Origin of the sequence: Leifsonia shinshuensis (assembly GCF_014217625.1) — a bacterium.
Taxonomy (GTDB): Bacteria; Actinomycetota; Actinomycetes; order Actinomycetales; family Microbacteriaceae; genus Leifsonia; species Leifsonia shinshuensis_A.
On sequence record NZ_CP043641.1, the window covers coordinates 2,400,985 to 2,419,146 of the forward strand.

Here is an 18,162-nt window from a genome sequence, read left to right on the forward strand (position 1 = left end):
TCGGCGCGCGTGCGGCCCGTCGCGCCGGTGCGGTTCTTCTTCGGACGCGCCATCTCAGGCCACCTCCAGGCTCAGCTGGGACTCGACGATCTCGCGATAGGTCTCGCTCGTCTCCAGCAACTCGTCGTGGGTGCCGCGTCCGACGATTCTGCCATCGTCGAGCACGATGATCTGATCGGCCTCCCGGATCGTGGAGACGCGCTGCGCCACCACGATCACGGTGGCGTCGCCCGTGGACTGTGCCAGAGCGCTCCGCAACCGGGCATCGGTCGCGACGTCGAGCGCGGAGAACGAGTCGTCGAACAGCAGGACCCGGGGCTCTGCCACCAGCGCGCGGGCGATGCAGAGCCGCTGGCGCTGCCCGCCGGAGACGTTGGTGCCGCCCTGGGCGATGCGCTCGTCGAGGCCGTGCTCCTTGGCGCGGACGAAGTCCTCGGCCTGGGCGACGCGCAGGGCCTCCCAGAGCTCGTCATCGGTGGCGTCCGGCCGGCCGAACCGCAGGTTGCTGGCGACCGTTCCCGAGAAGAGGTACGGCTTCTGCGGCACGAGCCCGAGCACGCCGGACAGCTGCTCCCGGCTCAGCGAGTCGACGGGGACGCCGCCGATGCGCACGTGCCCGCTCTGCGGGGTGAACAGGTCGGCGATGACGGAGACCAGGGTCGTCTTGCCGGATCCGGTCGAGCCGACGATCGCGGTCACCCGCCCGGGCTCCGCGGTGAAGCTCACATCGCTCAGCACGGGCTTCTCGGCTCCGGGGTAGCCGAACGTGACCCCGGCGACCTCCACCCGGCCGTCGCTCGGGACGCCGCCGCCGGCGCCCGCGCCGGTGGACGGCGCCGCGCTCAGCACCTCCTCGATGCGCTCGGCGCAGACCATCGCGCGCGGGATCATCATGGCCATGAAGACGCCCATCATCACCGCGACCAGGATCTGCAGCAGGTACTGCAGGAACGCGGTGAGCGCGCCGATCTGGATGTCGCCCGCGTCGACCCGGTGGCCGCCGAACCAGAGCACGGCGACCGTCGCGACGTTGAGGATGAGCATGATGAGCGGGAACATCAGCACGAAGACGTTGCCGACCTTGACCGAGATGCGGGTGAGGGCAGCGTTCGCGTCGTCGTAGCGCGCGGTCTCGAACTTCTCGCGGACGAAGGCGCGGATGACGCGAATGCCGACAATCTGCTCGCGGATGACGCCGTTGACGCCGTCGATGCGGTCCTGCATGACGCGGAACATCGGCAGCAGCAGCCAGACCAGGATGCCGACGACGACGAACAGCACGGCCACCGACACCCAGATGAGCCAGGACAGCCCGGCGTCGACCTGCACGGCGAGGATGATGCCCGCGATGCACATGATCGGCGTCGACACCATGAAGTTGAGCGTCATCAGCACGAGCATCTGCACCTGCTGGACGTCGTTGGTGTTGCGCGTGATGAGCGTCGGCATGCCCCACTTCGCGAGGTCGAGCGCCGGCAGAGAGTCGACCTTGCGGTAGAACGAGCGCCGGACGTCGCGGCCCAGCGACATCGAGGCGCGCGCCCCGAAGTACGTCGCCGTGATGGCCGCGGCGACCTGCACGAAGCAGACGACGAGCATCATGCCGCCGGTGGACCAGATGAAGTTCGTGTCGCCCTTGACGACACCCTTGTCGATGATGTCGGCGTTGAGCGTCGGCAGGTACAGAGCGGCGATGGTCGCGATGAGTTGCAGGACGACCACGGCCGCGACGGCGCCCCAATACGGGCGGATGAACCGCAGCGCCAAGCGAAGAAGAGTCACGGTGATTCCTGGTTCTGGTCTGGTGGAGTTATGACGGGCGCACGCAGCCGCCGGCCCCCGCCGACACGGCACTGTGCGAAACCCCCGTACAGCGCTAACGCTAGCGCGGACCGGCGACATCCGCTCCCGTGAGGAGACGATGTTCACCGCCGGATATGACGCTAACCGGTGCTGCGGTCAGTTCGTGACCGCTTTCGTGATCTGTGGAGATCAGGCCGGCGAGTACAGGAGGTGGAGGACTCCATTCGCGTAGGCGTCGTACTGCCGCAGCCGCAGCTTGGCCTCAGGAGTGCCCTCCGGGAAGAGCCGCGCGCCTGTGCCGCGGACGACCGGGTACACGAACAGGTGCAGGGCGTCGACCAGTCCGTCCGCGATCAGGGCCCGCACGAGCGAGCCGCTGCCGCTGATGTAGAGGCCGCCGCTCACGCTGTCCTTGACCTCCCGGACCCGGTCGGCGTCGTAGCCGCCGAGCGACCGCGAGTTGGCCCAGGTGGCCTCCGCGCCCGCGTCGTCCAGCGTCGAGCTGACCACCAGCTTCTCCGTGTTGTTGAAGAAGTCGGCGCCCGGGTCCTCGGCGGTGGTGCGCGCCAACCAGGCCGGGGCGAACATCTCGAAGGTGCGGCGCCCGAGGAGGATGCGCTCCGACGCCCCGGTGATGCGCGCCAAGTCCTCGCCCATGTCGGGATCGAAGCCGTACTCGGCCGTCCAGCTGGGGTCTTCGAAGACGCCGTCGAGGGAGACGAACTCGTGCACTGCGATGCTGCCCATGCGGCCAGCTTAGGGGTCGGCTCAGGCCGTCGCCACCAGCCGGTCGAGGCAGTCGTTCCATCCCGTGACGTGCTCCTCGACTGCGTGCTCCGTGACGAAGCCGTCGTGCCGGACGGTGACGCGGGTGCCCTCGACCCCCGGCGCCAGCTCGATCGTGACGGCCGTCTCGTCGTCCTCGCCGTCCCACCGCCAGGTCGTGGCCAGCAGCCGGCCCTCCTCGACCGCGGTCACGGTTCCGCTGATCCCGAGGTCCGCGACGTCGGAGCGGATGCGCAGTGCGCCTCCCGGCGTCGCGTCGATGCGCGCCTGCGGCTGCAGCCTCGGCGGCCAGAACCACGCCGAGAGCTCGACCGGGTCGGTGAACGAACGCCAGACCCGTTCGGGCGGCGCCGCCACGACGCGCTCGACGGTGAGCCCGGCCATGGTCAGGCGTCCTTCCTCAGCTGCAGCAGCAGCTCGGGCGCCCGCGCGTCGAGGATGCTGCCGCCGATCCGCACGCCGACAGCCACCAGCACGCCGCCCAGCGCGACGCCGACGACGAGCGCCGCCCAGAGCCAGAGCGCGTCGCCGGTCGCCAGGCCGACGATGAACAGCACGATCTCGGGCAGGCACAGCACCGCGATCACACCCCAGGCGGCGAAGGTCGGTCCGATCAGCGAGATGTTGGCGCCCGGCCGGGACCGGAACGGGTTGTCTCCCGGCTCCGGCACCGGGAACACCAACCGGGCCGACGTCACGGCGCACACCGCGGATCCGGTGAGCAGGATCCCGAGCGACAGCCCGATCAGACCGGGGAGGATGTGCCAAGCGCCGCCGACGGCCGCCCCGAAGACCGCGACGATCACGATCGCCGGCACCGCGAACGCGAGCAGCGCCGCAGCTCGGCCCCACCGGTCCGCGCGACCGGGCACGGCCTTCGCGACGTGCAGCGCGAACGCCGTCGAGTCGTACGAGACGTCGGCGATCATCCCGATGCCGAGCGAGAACGCCACGACGGGTGCCCCGATCACCGGGAGCACCGACGAGTGGTTGAGGCTCGAGTAGAACCAGAACAGCACGGGCATAAGCGGGATGACGAGCAGCTGGCGGAGGTAGCGCGGGTCGCGGAACCAGTACGTGAGGCAGCGCGCGGCGATCGCCCCGGACTGCGTCCCCGGCAGGATGCCGAACCAGCCCAGTTTCCCCTGCGCCCTCACCCGCGACGATGCGCGCGCCGGGGTGGTCAGCGAGCGGGCGAGCCCCCAGCGCCAGACCAGCCACAGCACGACGAAGGTCGCCACAGCGATCAGGAACCGTGCCAGCGCGCCGAGCGGGTCGCCGAGGGCGAGCTGCGACGGCACCGCCCAGACTGCCCCGAGCGGCGACCAGGACAGGCCGTCCGCGATGGCGGGCAGCGCGTCGGACGACGAGCGCAGGCCCCGCGTGATGCCGATGACGATCGGCCCGGCGAGGATGAGCGGGATGAGGATGAGCAGCCCGCTGGCCTCCCGGAACCGCCGGCCGCCGGACAGCCCGCTCGACACCGAGGTGACGGCGCGGGACACGACGATGCAGGTCGCGGCGCCGAGGACACCCGTCAGCAGCGCGACCAGGGCGACCCCCGGGAGCCGGATCCAGCTCAGCGAGGTCGCCAGCGACGCGAGGGTGGTCGCCGCTCCGGCGACGCCGACGGCCGCGCTCAGCAGCATCCCGAGCATGAGCGGGCGCAGCGGGATCGGATAGACGGCGAGCTTGGCCGGGTCGAGGGTCTGCTCGATCCCGGAGAGCAGCAGCGGGAAGACCGCCCAGCCGAGCACGGCGGCCGAGCCGGCGATGACGACGACGGTGCGGGTCACCTCCGTCGGCGCCAAGCCCAGCAAGACGAGGCCGCCCAGCACGACCACGAGCGCGATGAGCGCGTACACGCCGCCGATGATCACGGCGACGAGCTGCGATGTGCTGCGGCGGAACGAATTGCGGAGGACGAGCAGCCTCAGCCTTACGAGTGTCGCAACCACTCCGGCCCCTCCCCGACGCGGCGGCCGCCGACCAGCGCGACGAAGCGGTCCTCCAACGTGGAGCCGGCGCGCACCTCGTCCACGGTGCCGGATGCGACGACGTGGCCGTCGGTGATCACGGCGACGTGGTCGCACATCCGCTCGACCAGGTCCATGACGTGCGAGGAGACGATGACCGTTCCGCCGCCCCGGACGTAGCCGTGCAGGATGTCGCGGATGTTCGCCGCCGACACCGGATCGACCGACTCGAAGGGCTCGTCCAGCACGAGCACGCGCGGGGCGTGCACCATCGCCGCGGCCAGCGCGATCTTCTTCGTCATGCCGGCGGAGTAGTCGACCACGAGCGTCCCACCGGCGGACGACAGGTCGAGCAGGTTCAGGAGGTCGTGGGTGCGCTCGATCGCTGTGGGACGGTCCATGCCGCTCAGGAGGCCCGCGTACTCGACCAGCTGCTCACCGGTGAGCCGGTCGAACAGCCGGACGCCGTCCGAGAGCACGCCGACGAGCGCCTTGCCCGCCAGCGGGTCGCGCCACATGTCGACGCCGTGGATGAGCACCTGCCCGGCGTCGGGCCGCAACAGGCCGGTGACCATGTTCAGCGTCGTGGTCTTGCCCGCTCCGTTCGGTCCGACGAGCCCGTAGAAGCTGCCGGAGGGCACGTCGAGGTCGATCCCGTCGACCGCCGCCTTCGCCCCGAACCGCTTGTGCAGACCACGGATCGCCACCGCGACCGCATCGTCCTGCGTCATCGCACCTCCCCCGGGCTGTCGTGCTCCAGTGACGCAGCCCACCTCACCCTACGCGCCGCGGCATCCGCTCGCACCGCCCCCGTCGAGGGGCGAAGGCGGTCGGTCAGATCCGTTCGAAGACCGCGGCCAGCCCCTGGCCTCCGCCGATGCACATGGTCTCGACCGCGAGCGTGCCGTCGAGGGCGGGGAGCTCGTGGGCGAGCGTCGCCAGCATCCGCAAGCCGGTGGCCCCGATAGGATGCCCGATCGAGATGCCGCTGCCGCGCGGGTTGAGCCGCGGGTCCTCCGCGTCGATGCCCCAGTCGGCCAGGCACGCGAGCACCTGCACGGCGAAGGCCTCGTTGAGCTCGATCAGGTCGATGTCGGACCAGGTGACGCCGGCGCGCTCCAAGGCTTTGTCCGCAGCGGGGACGGGCGCGACACCGAACACGGCCGGGTCGTTGCCGGCGACGGCCCACGAGCGCAAGCGCAGCACAGGAGTCAGCCCCAGGGCTGCGGCGTGCTCGGGGGTCGTGACGATCGCGGCGGCCGCGGCGTCGTTCTGACCGCTGGAGTTGCCGGCGGTGACGGTCGCGTCCGGGTCGGTGCGGCCGAGGATGGGGCGGAGGCCGGCGAGTGCCTCCAGCGTGGTGTCGGCGCGTGGATGCTCGTCGCGGTCCACGACCACCTCGCCCTTCCGTCCTGGCACGGTCACAGGGACCAGTTCGGCGTCGAACGCGCCGGCCTGCTGCGCGGCGACGGCGCGCTGGTGCGAGCGCAGCGCGAGCTCGTCCTGCGCCGCGCGCGGGATGCCGTATGCGCGGCGCAGCGTCTCGGCCGAGCCGACGTTGCCCTCCGGGGTCGGGAAGTTGCGCCCGCCCACCGTCTCGCGACCGCGCGCCAGGGCGTCGTGCAGCATCAGGCCGCCGGGCGGGAGGCCGCGGCGGCCCTGCTCCGTATAAAGAGGAGCGTTCGACATCGACTCGGCCCCGAGCGCGACCAGCACGTCGCTCGCGCCGGTCTGCACCTCCATCGCGGCGTTGATCACGGCCTGGAGGCCGGAGCCGCAGCGCCGGTCGAGCTGGTAGCCGGTCGTCGTGACCGGGAAGCCGGCGTTCAGCGCGGCGACGCGGCCGAAGGCGGGGGCCTCCATCGTGGGATAGCCCTGCGACCCGATCACGCCCTCCACCGCGGCCGGGTCGATGCCGGTGCGGTCGAGGACGGCGCGCAGCACCGTCTCGGCCAGGGCCAGTGCGGACACGGGGGCGAGCGCGCCGCCCATCCGGCCGACCGGGGTGCGGAGCGGCGAACAGATCACGACCTCGCGCAGCTCAGGCATGCGCGCTCTCCGTTCCCGCGGTCACCGCGGCCGGGATGCTCAGCGGGGCCCCCGTCGCGGCCACCACCTCGTCGACGGTCACTCCCGGCGCGACCTCTCGCAGCACGAGCCCGTCGTCGGTCACGTCGAGGACGGCGAGGTCGGTGATGATCCGGTCGACGCAGCCGCGGCCGGTCAGCGGGAGGGTGCACTGCTCGACCAGCTTGGCGGAGCCGTCCTTGGCGACGTGCTCCATCACCACGATGACGCGCTCGGCGCCGTTGACGAGGTCCATCGCCCCGCCCATCCCCTTGACCATCTTGCCGGGGACGGCCCAGTTGGCGATGTCGCCGGATGCCGACACCTGCATGGCCCCGAGCACGGCGGTGGCGATGCGGCCGCCGCGGATCATCCCGAAGCTCGCTGCCGAGTCGAAGTAACTCGCGCCGGGCAGGACGGTGACCGTCTCCTTGCCCGCGTTGATCAGCTTCGGGTCCTGCTCGCCCTCCCACGGGTACGGGCCGACGCCCAATATGCCGTTCTCGGAATGCAGTACCACGTGCACCCCGTCGGGCAGATGGTTGGGGATGAGCGTGGGGAGGCCGATGCCCAGGTTCACGTACGAGCCGTCCTCCAGTTCGAGGGCGGCGCGAGCGGCCATCTCGTCGCGGCTGCGGGGCATGGTCAGGCTCCTTCCGGTCGGGTGCGCACGGTGACCTTCTCGATGGGGAGGTCCGCCGACTGCTCCGGGGTCAGCGCGATCACCCGGTCCACATAGATCCCGGGCAGGTGGATGTCGTCGGGACCGAGCACGCCCGGCTCGACCAGCTCGTCCACCTCGGCGATGGTGACGCGGCCGGCCATCCCGGCCAGCGGGTTGAAGTTCCGGGTCGACTTCTCGAAGCGGAGGTTGCCGTGCCGGTCGCCGACCGCGGCGCGCACCAGGCCGTAGTCGGTGCGGATCGCGGTCTCCAGCACGTACTCGCGGCTGCGGCCGAACACGTCGAACGGGCGCAGCTCCTTCGGCTCGCTCGCCTCCGCCACCGAGCCGTCGGCCGCGTACCGGATCGGCATGCCGCCGTCCGACACCGCTGTGCCGGCGCCGGTCGCCGTGTAGAAGGCCGGGATGCCGACGCCGCCGGCGCGCAGCCGCTCGGCCAGTGTGCCCTGCGGGGTCAGCTCGACCTCCACCTCGCCGCCGAGGTACTGGCGGGCGAACTCCTTGTTCTCGCCGATGTAGCTGGCGATCACGCGGCGGATGCGGCCGGCGGCGAGCAGTTCGCCGAGACCCCAGCCGTCGACGCCGCAGTTGTTCGAGACGACCTCCAGGCCTCCGACGCCGCGCGCCAGCAGCGCCCGGATCGTCACGATCGGCACGCCGGAGAGGCCGAACCCGCCGACGGCGAGCGAGGCGCCGTCCGGGATGTCCGCGACCGCCTCGGCGGCAGTGGCGTACGTCTTATCCATCGTTCTCCTCGGTGTTGCTCGTCTCGGCGGTGCTCTCCTCGGCGAAGACCTCGCGCATGATCGCGAGCGCGCCGTTCGCCGCGGGCAGGCCGGCGTACAGCGCGGTGTGGTGGATGACCTCCGCGATCTGCGTGCGGGTCAGGCCGTTGCGCAGGGCGGCGCGCACGTGCATGCGCAGCTCGTTCTCGTGGCCGCCGGTCACCAGGCTGGCCAGGGTCGCGATCGACCGCTCCGGCCGGGTGAGGTGCGGCCGCGCCCAGACCTCGCCCCACGCGTAGCGGGTGATGAAGTCCTGGAAGTCGGCGGTCTCCGGGGTGATCGCCGCCGTGGCGCGGTCGACATGGGCGTCGCCGAGCACCGCCCTCCGCACGGCCATGCCGCGTTCGAACGCCGCGTCGGCGTCGGCATCGCGGCCCGCGAGCAGCACCGTCAGCAGGGCGGCGGTCTCGGCGGGGTCCTCGAGCGGGACGAGGTGCGCGGCGTGCGCCAGCTCCACGAACCGCGCGTCCGGGAGCGCAGCGGCGTCCTCCGCCATTAAGGCCGAGGTGGTCACCTGGTCGTGCGCGCCGGCGGCGAGGAGCGCAGAGACGTGCACGTCCGTGAGCGCGTCACGGCGGTCGAACCGGCCGAGCGCTTCGCAGCACAGCGCGTACGACTCGTCGTCCACGTCGAGCAGCGTCTTCAGCGCGTGGCCGCCCGGACCGTCGGGGTGCGCGGCCAGGTACCCGGGCGCGAACCAGCGCTGCGCGCTCCCGGCCACCACGGAGGCGGTGCCGGACGCGCGGATCTGCGCGGCGCGGTCGGCCCAGCCCTCCGGCGTGCCGATGCGCGCACCGGAGCAGAACATCGCGAGGCTGCGCACGCGCTCGGGAGCGGCGAGGGCCACCTCCAGCGCGACCGCGCCGCCGAGCGAGTCGCCGGCGATGTCGAACGCGCCACCGCCGACATCGTCCACGAGGGCCAGGACCGCCGCGGCGACCTCCGCGATCGTGAACGGCTCGCGCGTGGCGGGCGACGCGCCGTGTCCGGGGAGGTCGACGCGCAGGATCCGCGGGGACTCGTGTCCACCGGACAACCGCGCGACGATGCCGTCCCACAGCTCGGTGGTCGTGCCGAGCGAGGGCAGCAGCACCAGGAGGCGCGGCGCGGACGCGGACGGGGAGGCCGCGGTCATCGAGCCGCGCAGACGCGGGATGGTCATCGGTTCACCTCTCGGTCGGATGCGACATGGGCCTGGTAGCGGGCGACGGCGGCGTCCACGACGGCCCACGCGGCGGCCAGGTCGACGGCGTCAGCCTGCACGCCGTGCCCGACGCCGTCGGTCACCACCAGGTCGGCGACCGCGTGCGCGAGCACGTCCGCGCTCTCGACGGCGATGCGGAGCAGCCCGCGCCAGGCCTGCCATTCGGCGTGCCACTCCCCCGCCGGACGCGCGTCCGAGCTGAGCGCCGCGGCGTGGACGGTGGTGAGGAGCCCGGGGGCACGGAGGCCGTTCGCGGTCAGGAGGACGGCGTCCACCGGGTTCTGCTTGTGCGGCATCGCGGAGGAGCCGCCGCCGGTCGCGGGGAGGAGCACACCGTCCCGCGCTGCGAGGCCGAGGTCGCGGCCGATCCGGCCCCCGACCGCGGCCACGCGCGCGGAGGCGTCTGCGATCGCGAGCACGGGTCCGCGGTCGGTGTGCCAGGCGCGACCCGGGTCGGTGAGGCCCAACCGGGCGGCGAGTCCGGCGCGGAGGGTCTGCGGAGCGTCGTCGCGATCGGCGAGTCGTGCGAATGCGGCTCCCGTCCCGACCGCGCCGCCGAGCTGGACAGGGAAGTCGAGGCGGTCGACGACCTCCAGGGCCGACACCACGGCGTCCAGCCAGGAGGCGACGGACGCCCCGAGCGTGGTCGGCTCGGCCGGCTGGGTCAGCGTGCGCGCCAGCAGCGGGGTCGCGCGCGAGCGGATCGCACGGTCCGCGAGCTCCGCGGCCGCGGCGGCCAGTGCGTCTCGCGCGCGCGACAGGCAGTCCCGGGACACCAGCACGAGCGCCGAGTCCACGATGTCCTGACTGGTCGCGCCGCGATGCACCCGTCCCGCATCCTCGCCCGCCTGCTCGCGAAGCTGCTCGACGAGGGCGATGATGGGCACTCCGGCCTTGCGCGCGCCCGCGGCCAGCCGGTCCCGGTCGATCGCCCCGGCGTCGAACGTGAGCGCGCGGCGCCCGGGCCGGCCGGCGGTCCCGTCCAGTTCGTCCCAGGCTCCGGCCAGGGCCTCCTCGACCGCGACCATGGCGGCCAGCACACGATCATCGCCGGCCGGAACACCCACTGCACCGGCCGGCTCGAGGAGACCCCAGTCGAAGGGTTCAGCCACGCCCGTCCCCCACGAAGTCGAGGAAGACGGTCTCGCCGTCGCCCTGGAGGCGGATGTCGAAGCGGAAGCTGTCGTCGCCGTCCGGGGTGGCGAGCAGCGTGCTCCGGCGGTCCTCCGGCACGGAGGCCAGGAACGGGTCGCCGTCTTCGAGGTAGGCGCGCGTGAAGAGGTGGTGCAGGAGGCCGCGCGCGAACACGGTCACCAGCAGGTACGGCGCGCGCCCCGGCGCCGCCCCGGGGCGGACCGTCGTGAACGAGTAGTGCCCTGCCCGGTCGACGGCCGCTCGCCCGAAACCGGTGACCGTGTACCCGTCGCGCTGGAGGCTGCCCTGCCGGGCGATGGGCGTTCCGTCGGCGTCGGCGCCCCAGACCTCCAGGATCGCGTCGGGGACGGGCTCGCCGTCGCCGTCGAAGACCGTGCCGTGCAGGCGGATCGTGCCCGCCTGCCACGGCGACGCGACCTCGGGGCCGCCGTCGTAGGGCAGCGCGTAGCCGAAGAACGGCCCGACCGTCTGCGACGGGGTCTGAAGATACTGCTTCTGCGTCTCAGGCATGCTCGCCCTCCTCCGGCTCCATCCAGGTCGCCTGTCCACCGGTCAGCACGATGTCCCACCGGTACCCGAGCGCCCACTCCGGCTCGCTCACGTCGTGATCGTACGTGGCGATCAGCCGCTCGCGCGCGGCCGGGTCGGCGATCGACTGGTAGATCGGATCGAGCGCGAACAGCGGGTCGCTCGGGAAGTACATCTGCGTCACCAGCCGCTGCGTGAACGCCGACCCGAACAGCGAGAAGTGGATGTGCGCGGGCCGCCAGGCGTTGCGATGGTTCCGCCACGGGTAGGGGCCGGGCTTGATCGTGACGAACCGGTACGAGCCGTCGTCGCCCGTGATCGCGCGGCCCACCCCGGTGAAGTTGGGGTCGAGCGGAGCGGGATGCTGGTCGCGCTTGTGCACGTAACGACCGGACGAGTTCGCCTGCCAGACCTCCACGAGCTGGTTGCGCACCGGTCTGCCCTCGCCGTCGAGCACCCGACCGGTCACGATGATCCGCTCGCCGAGCGGCTCGCCACTGTGCTGGATGGTGAGGTCGCTCTCCTCGGCCGCGACGTCGGTGTGCCCGAACGCGGGCGAGACCAGCTCGATCTCCTCCGGGTCGGCGCGCACCAGCTCGTGGGTCGGGTGCCGCAGCCGGGAGCTGCGGTACGGACCGAAGTCGCGCAGCGGGTGCGCCGGGAGCGGGCCCGCTGCCGCAGCAGCGGCGTGCGCGGCCGCGATCTCCGCGGTGATCTGGTTCTGTGTCGTGTCGTCGCTCATCTCATACCTCAGAAGGGGAGGCCCGCGTACTGCTCGGCGAGGGCCGCCTGCGCGTGACGCGATCCGGTGGTGTACTCCAGCTGGCCGAGCTGGCTGCGGTAGCGGAAGGCGCGGGCCGCCTCGTCGGGGACCTCCCGGTGGACGTGGAGCATCTCGGTCATCCACTGGGAGAACTGCTGCACCTTCCACTGCCGGGCGAGGGCGGCGCCGCTGTAGCGCTTCAGGAGGGCGTCGTCGCCGGCGAAGTGCGCCACGAGCGAGCGGCCGAGGAGGGCGACGTCGGCGATCGCTGAGTTGAGGCCTTTCGCGCCGGTCGGCGGGACGATGTGGCCGGCGTCGCCGGCGAGGAACAGCCTCCCGTGCTCGAGCGTGGAGGCCACGAAGCTGCGCATGGGCGTGATCGACTTCTCGCTGATCGTGCCCTCGGTCAGCGTCCAGCCGGGGATGCCGAGGCGGGTCTGCAGCGCCTCCCAGATCCGCTCGTCCGGCCAGTCGTCCGCCGACTCGCCCGGGTCGACCTGGAGGTAGAGGCGGGAGACCTCCGGCGAGCGCATCGAGTGCATCGCGAAGCCGTCCGGGTGCAGCGCATAGATCAGGTCGTCGGTGGAGGGCGCGACGTCGGCGAGGATGCCGAGCCAGGCGTAGGGGTAGCTGCGTTCGAGCGCCTGCACGCCCGGGATGGCCGGGCGACTGACGCCGTGGTAGCCGTCGGCGCCGACGACGATGTCGCAGTCGACGCGCTCCCCGCCGCTGTGCGTGAGGTACGGAGCGTCCGTGTCGATGGCGTGCGGCGCGACGCCCTCCACCTCGAACCGGACGTCGGAGCCGAGACGGTCGTGCTCCGCGAGCAGATGACGGACGAGCGCCTGCTGGCCGTACACGGTGACGGTACGCCCGACGAGGTCGACGAAGTCGAGGTGGTGGCGCTCCCCCTCGTACTGCAGGTAGATGCCGTGGTGCGTCAGCCCGCGGGCGGCGAGGTCGGCGCCGAGGCCGAGGTCGCGCAGCACATCGACGGAGCCCTGCTCCAGGACGCCGGCGCGTACGCGGCCCAGCACGTACTCCCGGCTCTTCTGCTCCAGGATCACGAAGCCGACCCCGGCTCGCCGGAGGATGTGCCCGAGCAGGAGGCCCGCGGGCCCGGCCCCGATGATGGCGACCTGGGTTCGCATGTTCCGCCTTTCGCTTCGGTGGGAAGGTCGTCCCATCCTGGGCGAATCGGGCGGGCGCCCGACGGCGGTTTCCACTGGACGGAAGGTTTTCCTCCAAAGGATCACCCTTACGGGTCGGCGCCTGCCCGGCTTCCGCCCGGCGGCTACTCGTAGTCCAGCCCGAGGACCCCGGAGATGCCGCGCGCGGCCATGCGGACGCCGAGCGGGAACTGCGGCTCGGCCGCCCGTTCGGCGTGGGCGATGATCGACACCGCGGCGACCACCTCGCCCGTCGCGTCGCGCACCGGCGCCGCGACCGAGAACGCGCCCTGGGTGAGCTCCTCGACCGAGCGGGAGATCCCGGTCGCGCGGATGCCGGCCAGCCGCGCGCGCAGTTCGTTCTCGCCCGTGAGCGTGTTCGCCTGGAACTTCCGCGGGTTCTCGGCCAGTACCTCCGCGAGCGTGCCCTCCGGCGCGTACGCGAGCAGGACGAGCCCGACGCCCGTCGCGTGCAGCGGCAGCCGCGAGCCGACATCGCTGATGATCCGCACGGCCCCCGGCCCGGACAGCCGCTCCAAATACACCGCGCCCAGGCCGTCACGGACCGCCAGATGCACGTGCTCGCCCGTGGCCTCCAGGAGGTCGTCGAGGTACGGCCGCGCGGCCTCCCGGAGCTTGCGCGCGGTGGGCTGCCTGACTCCCAGCCGCCAGAGCTTGATGCCCACCCGGTAGCGGCCGTCGTCCCCGCGGACCAACCCGCCCCACGACGCCCACTCGGCCAGGAGCCGGTGCGTGGTCGACACCGGGAGGCCGGCCCGGCGGGCGATCTCGCTGAGGGTCAGCTCGTCGCCGCGCTCGAAGGCGTCGGCGATCGCGAACACGCGCTCTGCGACACTGCGGTCGTCCTGGGCTCCACCGGCCATGCGGTCAGCTTAGGACCGCACTCCGAGCCGGATCGGATGCCGTCGCTTGATCTGTAGGTTTTTTCCTACGTATACTCGTGGCATGACCGCTTCGATCCCCGCCGTCCGCATCCAGACCGTCACCATCCCCGTCGCCGACCAGGAGCGCTCCCTGGCCTTCTACCGCGACGTGCTCGGCTTCGAAGTTCGCGCCGACGCCGCGTACGGGGGCGCCCGCTGGCTCTCGGTCGCGCCGGCCGGCAGCAGCGTCGACTTCACCCTGCACCTGCCGTTCCCCGGTCAGGCCGGGCCGGGCTGGCAGCACGGGATCGTGCTGCACACCGACGACATCGCCGGGGTGGTGGCCGCTCTCCGCGCCGCCTCGGTGGAGGTCACCGAGCCCGAGCAGGTCGGCTGGGGCGTGCAGTCCCAGTTCGCGGACCCGGACGGCAACGGGTTCGTGCTGCTCCAGCAGGGCTGACATGCCCACCCGTGCGAAGGACTCGGCGACCGACCGCCTCTTCGGCGCGCTCGCGAACCCGACCCGGCGCGACATCCTCGACCTCCTGCTCGACGGCGAACTCAGCGCGGGCGACATCGCAGCCAGGTTCGCCATGAGCCGGCCGTCGGTGTCGGAGCACCTGCGGGCGCTGCGCGACGCCGGCCTCGTCGTCGAACGGACCGCCGGACGGCAGGTGTTCTACGCACTGGCGCCCGAGCCGTGGACCGAGCTGCGCGACTGGCTCGCGCCGCACGAGCGGTTCTGGCGTGGGCGGATGCGGCGTTTGCACGCGACGCTGGACGCACTCGCGGACGACGCCTCGCCGGATGCTTCCGACCTCCCCTCCGAGACCCTTGAGACGGACAAACCATGACCGACCTGACGACGTTCGAGTTCGACGAATTCCTCCCCCACCCGCCCGCGAAGGTCTGGCGGGTGCTGAGCGAGCCCGACCTCCTCGCCGACTGGCTCATGCCTCACGACGGGTTCGCGCCGGTCGTGGGCACGCGGTTCGCCTTCACGACCGAGCCGGTGCCGCAGACCGGCTTCTCCGGCCTGGTGGACTGCGAGGTGCTGGAGGTGGATCCCGGCCGCCGGCTGCGGATGTCGTGGGCCAGCGCGGGCACGGCGCTGGAGACCGTCGTGACGTGGGAGCTGGTCCCGGAGGGCGACGGCACGCGCCTGCTGCTGACGCAGTCCGGCTTCGACCTCGACGACCCGGCCCAGGCGCGCGCGTTCCAGATCATGAACGGCGGCTGGCGGTCGCACGTGTTCCGCCGGATGACGGCGGCGCTCGACGCACTGTGAGCGATCCGGCTCAGGCGGCGGCGCGGCGGTAGACGTTGATGACGATGCCGGACGACGTGGACCGTGACTCCTCGAGCGCGAAGCGGGTGTAGGGGAACCCGTCGCCGAAGAGCTTCTTGCCGACGCCGAGCACGAGCGGGTGCACCAGCAGCCGGTACTCGTCGATCTGGTCGTGCTCGGCGAGCGTGCGGATCAGCTCCGTGCTCCCCCACACCCGGATCTCCCCGCCTGCCTCGCCGCGCAGCCGCTCGACGGCGCCCGGCACGTCGGGCCCGAGCAGGTAGGAGTTCTTCCAGCCGACCTCGGTCAGCGAGCGCGAGGCGACATACTTCGGGATGCGGTTGTACCGCCGGGTGAGCTCGCCCTGGAACCCCTCGGCGTCCTCCGGCCAGACGCCCCACGACCCCGCGAACAGCTCGTACGTCCGCCGGCCGAGCAGCAGCGCCTCGGTGTTCTTCTCCCACTCGGCGACCGTGCCGTCGTCGTCGTAGTCGAACTGCCAGCCGCCGTGCTGGAACCCTCCCTCCGTGTCCTCCTCTGGACCGCCCGGCCCCTGGACGACACCGTCGAGGGTGACGAACGACTGCACCACGATCGAAGACATGCTTGCTCCTCCTTGTCGGCGAGGTGTCGTACCCCGTCTACACCCGGTGGAGGGCGGAGGCAACCGGCGCGGCTCGGGAGCTCAGTGCGCGTAGACGTTGCGGCGGTGGCCGACGGAGCCACCAACCGATCGGCGCCCGCAGGCAACCGTTCGGTCGATCCAGCGTCCCGTCCCTCCCGACGAGGCTGGGAACATGACCGAGACCACCACCTTCACCGCCGCCGTGCTCGACACGGCCCGCCGCGCGGCCCTCCGCCCGGTGCTCATCCTGCTGGGCTGCTTCCTCGCGCTCAGCGCCGCCCTGCTCGGCTTCCTCGCGGTGCTCGCCGCCGCCGGGATCGGCGCCGACATCGCCATCTGGATCCGCGGGTCGTTCGTGCTCGCCAGCGCCGTGCTGCTGCTCGTGTTCGGGGTCTCCGCCTCCCGCGGCTCGCGCAACGCGCTTCTGCGGGTGCGGATCATCGCGCCGATCGTGCTGGTCGCGATCGTCGTCATCGTGTCCATCCCTGGCTTCCTGCCGGACTGGGTGCGGCTGGAGCAGGCCGTCTGCGGCGCACTCGTGCTGCCGGTCGCGATCATCGTGAACCTGCCGCGCACGCGAGCGCTGTTCCCCGCGAAAGCCGCGAACGCGTAGGGTCTGAACGTGATCGATCCGCGCTGGAGGACCGTCCTCACGGTCACGCCGTACGTCGTGCTGGCGGTGCTGGTCGCCTTCACCCTCGGCGTGCAGTGGGGCGACTGGGCGGCGCTCGCGCCCACGCTCATCCTCTCCGCGGCGATGGCGGTGTGGATCGTGGTCTTCCGACGGCTGCCGGCGCGCCTCCGCGAGCGGCCGGCCACGGTCGCGGTGTTCATGACCGGGCTCATCGCGCTCAACCTGGCGCTCGTGCTCCAGGACAGCTGGTTCGGGTTCCTGACCATCGCGACGTTCACGTTCGCGTATTCGATCGTGCCGTGGCCGTGGGAGCTGCTCGCGGTCGGAGCGACCGCGGTCGTCGCGGGGCTGGCGCAGAGCTCGACACTACGGTTCGACCCGGCGGGGATCGTCGGGACCGTCGGCATCCTCCTGCTCAACGTCGTCGCGATGTGCGGGCTGTCCTGGTCGCTCCGGCTCGCCGAACGGCAGGTGAAGCTGACGGCGACGGAGGTCGAGCGCTCGCGGCTGGCGCGCGAGATCCACGACACGCTCGCGCAGGGATTCGCCGGGATCGTGACGCAGCTCCAGGCCGCTGAGCAGGCGCCCGACGAGGCCGGCCGCACCCGGCACACGGACGCCGCCCTCGCCCTCGCCCGCGACGGCCTCGCCGAAGCTCGTCGCTCGGTGCGCGCCCTGCGGCCGGCGGCCCTCGACGCGATGCGGCTTCCGGAGGCGATCGCGCAGCTGGCGCGTACGTGGTCGGAGCGCACCGGCATCCCTGCCGAGGTCACGACGACCGGCGACGCGAGCGCGCTGTCCACCGATGTGGAGGTCGCGCTGCTGCGGACCGCGCAGGAGGCGCTCGCCAACGTCGAGCGTCATGCCGGCGCCCACGGGGTGCGGCTGACGCTCCGGACCGACGGCGCCGGCACCCGGCTGGAGGTGCGGGACGACGGCCGCGGCTTCGACCCGGCGGCCCGGGTGGGCGCACCGGACCGCCCGGAGGACGGCGGCTACGGCCTCCTCGCCATGCGCGAGCGCATCGAGTCGGTGGCGGGCGGACTCGTCGTCGAGTCACGGCCGGGCCACGGCACGGCGATCCGCGCGGAGGTGCCGGCGTGAACGCGGCGCAGGGCATCGTGCGCCTCCTGGTCGTCGACGACCATCCCGTGGTCAGGGACGGCATCGTCGGCATGGTGGCCTCCGACCCCGACGTGGAGGTCGTGGGCGAGGCGTCCGACGGCGCCGAGGCGGTGCGGCTCGCCCGGGTGCTGCTCCCGGACGTCGTGCTCATGGACCTGCGGATGCGCGGCATGGACGGCGTGACCGCGATCCGCGAGCTGACCAGGCTCGGCCTCCCGAGCCGCGTGGTCGTCCTCACCACCTTCGACGGCGACTCGGACGTGCTGCCCGCGATCGAAGCCGGGGCGACCGGCTACCTGCTGAAGGACGCGCCGCGGGAGGATCTGCTGCGCGCGATCCGCGCCGCGGCGGTCGGAGACGCGGTGCTCGCTCCGTCCGTCGCGTCCCGGCTCGTCGGCCGGGTGCGGACACCGGAGGCGAACCTGCTGTCGCCGCGGGAGCTGGAGGTGCTGGCGCTGGTCGCGGACGGCGCCACCAACCGCGTGGCCGGGGAACGCCTCCACCTCAGCGAGGCGACGGTGAAGACGCACCTGCTCAGCATCTACGCGAAGCTCGGCGTCGGCGACCGGGCCGCTGCGGTGGCGGAGGGGTTCCGGCGGGGGCTCCTCGACCTGTAGCGGGGCGCGTCACGGTCACCGCCAGCCGGGCCTTCGCGTCGACGACGAAGACCGACACACGCCGGTGAAGG

General features: G+C 72.4%; 21 protein-coding genes. 6 read left to right on the plus strand and 15 right to left on the minus strand.

The genetic code is table 11. From position 1 onward, the window contains the following. Window positions 1–54: 54 nt before the first annotated feature. The 14 genes from F1C12_RS11445 to F1C12_RS11510 all read right to left on the minus strand — a co-directional run bounded on the left by F1C12_RS11445 (window position 55) and on the right by F1C12_RS11510 (window position 13,802). Entirely contained in the window at window positions 55–1,782 is a 1,728-nt protein-coding gene (locus F1C12_RS11445; RefSeq protein ID WP_185275137.1) for an ABC transporter ATP-binding protein, read from the minus strand. Between the two features lie 210 nt (window positions 1,783–1,992). Continuing rightward, complete coding sequence (locus tag F1C12_RS11450; RefSeq protein ID WP_185275138.1) at window positions 1,993–2,550, minus strand: dihydrofolate reductase family protein; 558 nt, start codon at window positions 2,548–2,550, stop codon at window positions 1,993–1,995. Between the two features lie 21 nt (window positions 2,551–2,571). Then, a complete protein-coding gene (locus F1C12_RS11455) occupies window positions 2,572–2,973 on the minus strand; it encodes an SRPBCC family protein (RefSeq protein ID WP_185275139.1) in 402 nt (133 codons plus the stop codon). A gap of 2 nt (window positions 2,974–2,975) precedes the next feature. Then, window positions 2,976–4,547 (minus strand): transporter, encoded by a 1,572-nt coding sequence (locus F1C12_RS11460; protein WP_185275140.1) that lies wholly within the window; start codon window positions 4,545–4,547, stop codon window positions 2,976–2,978. Beyond that, entirely contained in the window at window positions 4,529–5,296 is a 768-nt protein-coding gene (locus F1C12_RS11465; protein WP_185275141.1) for an ABC transporter ATP-binding protein, read from the minus strand. The genes F1C12_RS11460 and F1C12_RS11465 overlap by 19 nt, the downstream gene beginning before the upstream one ends. Window positions 5,297–5,399: 103 nt before the next feature. Continuing rightward, complete coding sequence (locus tag F1C12_RS11470) at window positions 5,400–6,614, minus strand: acetyl-CoA C-acetyltransferase (protein WP_258045855.1); 1,215 nt, start codon at window positions 6,612–6,614, stop codon at window positions 5,400–5,402. Beyond that, window positions 6,607–7,275 (minus strand): CoA transferase subunit B, encoded by a 669-nt coding sequence (locus tag F1C12_RS11475; RefSeq protein ID WP_185275142.1) that lies wholly within the window; start codon window positions 7,273–7,275, stop codon window positions 6,607–6,609. The genes F1C12_RS11470 and F1C12_RS11475 overlap by 8 nt, the downstream gene beginning before the upstream one ends. A 2-nt stretch (window positions 7,276–7,277) precedes the next feature. Beyond that, on the minus strand, window positions 7,278–8,060 hold the full coding sequence (locus tag F1C12_RS11480; protein ID WP_185275143.1) for a CoA transferase subunit A: 783 nt from the start codon (window positions 8,058–8,060) through the stop codon (window positions 7,278–7,280). Next, window positions 8,053–9,261: a bifunctional 3-oxoadipate enol-lactonase/4-carboxymuconolactone decarboxylase PcaDC gene (pcaDC, locus tag F1C12_RS22710; protein WP_185275144.1), complete on the minus strand. Its 1,209-nt coding sequence runs from the start codon at window positions 9,259–9,261 to the stop codon at window positions 8,053–8,055. The genes F1C12_RS11480 and pcaDC overlap by 8 nt, the downstream gene beginning before the upstream one ends. Then, window positions 9,258–10,415: a lyase family protein gene (locus F1C12_RS11490; RefSeq protein WP_185275145.1), complete on the minus strand. Its 1,158-nt coding sequence runs from the start codon at window positions 10,413–10,415 to the stop codon at window positions 9,258–9,260. Before F1C12_RS11490 ends, pcaDC begins: the two co-directional genes overlap by 4 nt. After that, entirely contained in the window at window positions 10,408–10,968 is a 561-nt protein-coding gene (gene pcaG / locus F1C12_RS11495; RefSeq protein ID WP_185275146.1) for a protocatechuate 3,4-dioxygenase subunit alpha, read from the minus strand. Before pcaG ends, F1C12_RS11490 begins: the two co-directional genes overlap by 8 nt. Beyond that, entirely contained in the window at window positions 10,961–11,728 is a 768-nt protein-coding gene (gene pcaH / locus F1C12_RS11500) for a protocatechuate 3,4-dioxygenase subunit beta (protein WP_185275147.1), read from the minus strand. The genes pcaG and pcaH overlap by 8 nt, the downstream gene beginning before the upstream one ends. A gap of 8 nt (window positions 11,729–11,736) precedes the next feature. After that, on the minus strand, window positions 11,737–12,900 hold the full coding sequence (locus F1C12_RS11505) for a 4-hydroxybenzoate 3-monooxygenase (RefSeq protein WP_185275148.1): 1,164 nt from the start codon (window positions 12,898–12,900) through the stop codon (window positions 11,737–11,739). Window positions 12,901–13,043: 143 nt separating this feature from the next. Then, on the minus strand, window positions 13,044–13,802 hold the full coding sequence (locus F1C12_RS11510; protein WP_185275149.1) for an IclR family transcriptional regulator: 759 nt from the start codon (window positions 13,800–13,802) through the stop codon (window positions 13,044–13,046). Window positions 13,803–13,884: 82 nt separating this feature from the next. Between F1C12_RS11510 and F1C12_RS11515 the strand changes: the two genes are divergently transcribed. From F1C12_RS11515 to F1C12_RS11525, 3 genes are read left to right on the plus strand one after another with little or no spacing between them, the layout of a single operon-like run. Then, entirely contained in the window at window positions 13,885–14,262 is a 378-nt protein-coding gene (locus F1C12_RS11515; protein ID WP_185275150.1) for a VOC family protein, read from the plus strand. A 1-nt stretch (window position 14,263) separates the two neighbouring features. Continuing rightward, the gene (locus tag F1C12_RS11520) at window positions 14,264–14,656 is read left to right on the plus strand and encodes an ArsR/SmtB family transcription factor (RefSeq protein WP_185275151.1); all 393 of its coding nucleotides are present in this window, start codon (window positions 14,264–14,266) and stop codon (window positions 14,654–14,656) included. Continuing rightward, window positions 14,653–15,090 (plus strand): SRPBCC family protein, encoded by a 438-nt coding sequence (locus F1C12_RS11525; RefSeq protein WP_185275152.1) that lies wholly within the window; start codon window positions 14,653–14,655, stop codon window positions 15,088–15,090. Before F1C12_RS11520 ends, F1C12_RS11525 begins: the two co-directional genes overlap by 4 nt. 10 nt (window positions 15,091–15,100) lie before the next feature. Here the strand turns inward: F1C12_RS11525 and F1C12_RS11530 are convergent, their stop codons facing one another. Beyond that, the gene (locus F1C12_RS11530; RefSeq protein WP_185275153.1) at window positions 15,101–15,694 is read right to left on the minus strand and encodes a dihydrofolate reductase family protein; all 594 of its coding nucleotides are present in this window, start codon (window positions 15,692–15,694) and stop codon (window positions 15,101–15,103) included. Window positions 15,695–15,887: 193 nt separating this feature from the next. On the opposite strand from F1C12_RS11530, the gene F1C12_RS11535 reads away from it, so the two are divergent. Genes F1C12_RS11535 through F1C12_RS11545 form a run of 3 tightly spaced genes read left to right on the plus strand, consistent with a single transcriptional unit; the run spans window position 15,888 to window position 18,091 of the window. Continuing rightward, window positions 15,888–16,328, plus strand: a complete 441-nt coding sequence (locus F1C12_RS11535) for a hypothetical protein (RefSeq protein ID WP_185275154.1) — start codon at window positions 15,888–15,890, stop codon at window positions 16,326–16,328. Between the two features lie 9 nt (window positions 16,329–16,337). Next, window positions 16,338–17,453 carry a sensor histidine kinase gene (locus F1C12_RS11540; RefSeq protein ID WP_219732608.1) on the plus strand — a complete coding sequence of 372 codons (1,116 nt, stop codon included), beginning with the start codon at window positions 16,338–16,340 and terminating at the stop codon, window positions 17,451–17,453. Then, entirely contained in the window at window positions 17,450–18,091 is a 642-nt protein-coding gene (locus F1C12_RS11545; protein WP_445626109.1) for a response regulator, read from the plus strand. The genes F1C12_RS11540 and F1C12_RS11545 overlap by 4 nt, the downstream gene beginning before the upstream one ends. Window positions 18,092–18,162 lie beyond the last annotated feature (71 nt).